Here is a 3,418-nt window from a genome sequence, read left to right on the forward strand (position 1 = left end):
CCGATGATTGAGGTTCGCCTCGATGGTCGCGTGCTCAGCAAGGCTGAGATTATCATCCACACCGATTGAGCCACGCACGCTGCTCTGCCGAGTTTTGGTCGGGTAACTGACCCAGCGTTGTCGTTGGTGGTGTGGACTCTCAAGCGTGAGGTAAGGGCAACTGGTGGATGCCTTGGCATGTACAGGCGATGAAGGACGTGGCACGCTGCGATAAGCGTGGGGGAGCCGTGAGCAGGCATTGATCCCGCGATTTCCGAATGGGGCAACCCGGCTTCACCAATTATCCCGGCCGCGGGTAACCGCGATCTGGGTAATTGGAAGGAAGTCATCACCGAGGTGAATACATAGCTTTGGTGAAGCGAACCCGGAGAACTGAAACATCTCAGTACCCGGAGGAAAAGACATCAACCGAGATTCCGTTAGTAGTGGCGAGCGAACGCGGACCAGGCCAGTGCTTCTCATTCAGCCAGCAGAACCATCTGGAAAGTTGGACCATAGCGGGTGACAGTCCCGTATGCGAAGGCGATGTGAGAAGACTTGAGTAGGGCGGGGCACGTGAAACCCTGTCTGAACATCGGGGGACCACCCTCGAAGCCTAAATACTCGTACATGACCGATAGCGAACTAGTACCGTGAGGGAAAGGTGAAAAGCACCCCGATGAGGGGAGTGAAACAGTACCTGAAACCGGTTGCCTACAAGCAGTGGGAGCATCCTTGAGATGTGACCGCGTACCTCTTGCATAATGGGTCTGTGACTTAGTGTATCGAGCAAGCTTAAGCCGTTAGGTGTAGGCGAAGCGAAAGCGAGTCTGAATAGGGCGATTGAGTTCGATGCATTAGACCCGAAACCCGGCGATCTAGGCATGACCAGGTTGAAGGTGGGGTAACACCCACTGGAGGACCGAACCGATCAATGTTGAAAAATTGTCGGATGAGTTGTGTTTAGGGGTGAAAGGCCAATCAAGCCGGGAAATAGCTGGTTCTCCGCGAAATCTATTGAGGTAGAGCCTCGGATGAATACCGTGCGGGGTAGAGCACTGGATGGGCTAGGGCGGCGCGAGCTGTACCAAACCTAACCAAACTCCGAATACGCACGAGTACTATCCGGGAGACAGACGGCGGGTGCTAAGGTCCGTCGTCAAAAGGGAAACAGCCCTGACCAACAGCTAAGGTCCCCAAGTCACGTCTAAGTGGGAAAGCATGTGGGATTTCCAAAACAACCAGGAGGTTGGCTTAGAAGCAGCCATCCTTTAAAGAAAGCGTAACAGCTCACTGGTCTAAACAAGAGATCCTGCGGCGAAAATGTAACGGGGCTCAAGACGTGCACCGAAGCTTTGGGTTCGACATTAGTCGAGCGGTAGCGGAGCGTTCCGTACGCCTGTGAAGCGGAAGGGTAACCGACCGTGGAGGTATCGGAAGTGCGAATGCAGACATGAGTAGCGATAAAGAGGGTGAGATGCCCTCTCGCCGAAAGACCAAGGGTTCCTGCTTAAAGCTAATCTGAGCAGGGTGAGCCGGCCCCTAAGACGAGCCCGAAGGGGGTAGTCGATGGGAACCACGTTAATATTCGTGGGCCTGGTGGTGTGTGACGGATGGCGTGTGTTGTACGATCTTATCGGATTGATCGTGCCTCGAAGCTGTCCCAGGAAATAGCCCCACCGTATAGACCGTACCCGAAACCGACACAGGTGGTCTGGTAGAGTATACCAAGGCGCTTGAGAGAAGTGTCCTGAAGGAACTCGGCAAATTGCCTCCGTACCTTCGGAAGAAGGAGGCCCTCGCATTGCGCAAGCAGTACGAGGGGGCACAGGCCAGGGGGTAGCGACTGTTTAGCAAAAACACAGGGCTCTGCTAAGTCGGCTTCAAGACGACGTATAGGGCCTGACGCCTGCCCGGTGCCTGAAGGTTAAGAGGAGGGGTGCAAGCTCCGAATTGAAGCCCAGGTAAACGGCGGCCGTAACTATAACGGTCCTAAGGTAGCGAAATTCCTTGTCGGGTAAGTTCCGACCTGCACGAATGGCGTAACGACTTCCCCACTGTCTCCAGGACATGCTCAGCGAAATTGAATTCTCCGTGAAGATGCGGAGTACCCGCGGTTAGACGGAAAGACCCCGTGCACCTTTACTGCAGCTTCAGAGTGGCATTAGGAAAGAACTGTGTAGCATAGGTGGGAGGCTTTGAAGCACTGGCGCCAGCCGGTGTGGAGCCATAGGTGAAATACCACCCTGTTGTTTTCTGATGTCTAACCCAGCACCGTCATCCGGTGCGGGGACCCTCTGTGGCGGGTAGTTTGACTGGGGCGGTCGCCTCCTAAAGCGTAACGGAGGCGTGCGAAGGTTGGCTCAGATCGGTTGGAAACCGATCGTTAGAGTGCAATGGCATAAGCCAGCCTGACTGCGAGACTGACAAGTCGAGCAGAGACGAAAGTCGGTCATAGTGATCCGGTGGTCCCTCGTGGAAGGGCCATCGCTCAACGGATAAAAGGTACGCCGGGGATAACAGGCTGATGATTCCCAAGAGCTCATATCGACGGAATCGTTTGGCACCTCGATGTCGGCTCATCACATCCTGGGGCTGGAGCAGGTCCCAAGGGTTTGGCTGTTCGCCAATTAAAGTGGTACGTGAGCTGGGTTCAGAACGTCGCGAGACAGTTTGGTCCCTATCTGCCGTGGGCGTCGATACTTGAGAGGAGTTGACCCTAGTACGAGAGGACCGGGTTGAACATGCCTCTGGTGTACCTGTCGTGGCGCCAGCCGCGCAGCAGGGTAGCTATGCATGGACGGGATAACCGCTGAAAGCATCTAAGCGGGAAGCCTCCCTCAAGATAAGGTATCATCGAGCGGTCGAAGACCACGACCTTGATAGGCCGGATGTGGAAGCCTGGTAACAGGTGGAGCTAACCGGTCCTAATTGCTCTGTTCGCGCTTCGAGAGTTCACACCGCCAACGACAACGCTGGTTCATCCCAGCAGCAGTCGTCGGATGGATGACGATCAACGCCTTGCACACCGATTTGAAAAACAACCCCCCGAACCTCACCGCCTCCATTGCTTGGTGGCTATAGCGTCCGTGACCCACCCGATCCCATCCCGAACTCGGCCGTGAAACCGGACTGCGCCGATGGTACTAACGCTCAAGCGCTGGAAGAGTAGGTCGTCGCCAGGCATTGAAGACGGTGAACGTTCGACAGGGAAAACCCATTCACTTTGTTCGTTGGCCTCAGGCGCCGGCAGCTGCATTCGCAGCTTTGGCTATCGCGGCATAAGCCGCGGCGGCCAGTCGGCCTTGCGGAGCCTCACGGCTCCGGCCCGTACCGCCAACGCCGCCGTTCCCGAATTGGCGCGGGGTGGAGCAGCCCGGTAGCTCGTCAGGCTCATAACCTGAAGGTCACAGGTTCAAATCCTGTCCCCGCAACCAAC

The 3,418-nt window shown here is 55.9% G+C and carries 1 tRNA gene and 2 rRNA genes; all 3 read left to right on the forward strand.

Annotated elements, in window-relative coordinates:
- Positions 1 to 141 precede the first annotated feature (141 nt).
- The 3 genes from COC42_RS17305 (at position 142) to COC42_RS17315 (ending at position 3,416) form a co-directional block, all read left to right on the forward strand.
- A 23S ribosomal RNA gene (locus COC42_RS17305) occupies positions 142 to 2,929 on the forward strand.
- A gap of 120 nt (positions 2,930 to 3,049) precedes the next feature.
- A 5S ribosomal RNA gene (rrf, locus tag COC42_RS17310) occupies positions 3,050 to 3,164 on the forward strand.
- A gap of 175 nt (positions 3,165 to 3,339) precedes the next feature.
- A tRNA-Met gene (locus tag COC42_RS17315) sits at positions 3,340 to 3,416 on the forward strand.
- Positions 3,417 to 3,418: the final 2 nt, after the last annotated feature.

Origin of the sequence: Sphingomonas spermidinifaciens, from assembly GCF_002351485.1 — a bacterium.
Taxonomy (GTDB): Bacteria; Pseudomonadota; Alphaproteobacteria; order Sphingomonadales; family Sphingomonadaceae; genus Sphingomonas; species Sphingomonas spermidinifaciens.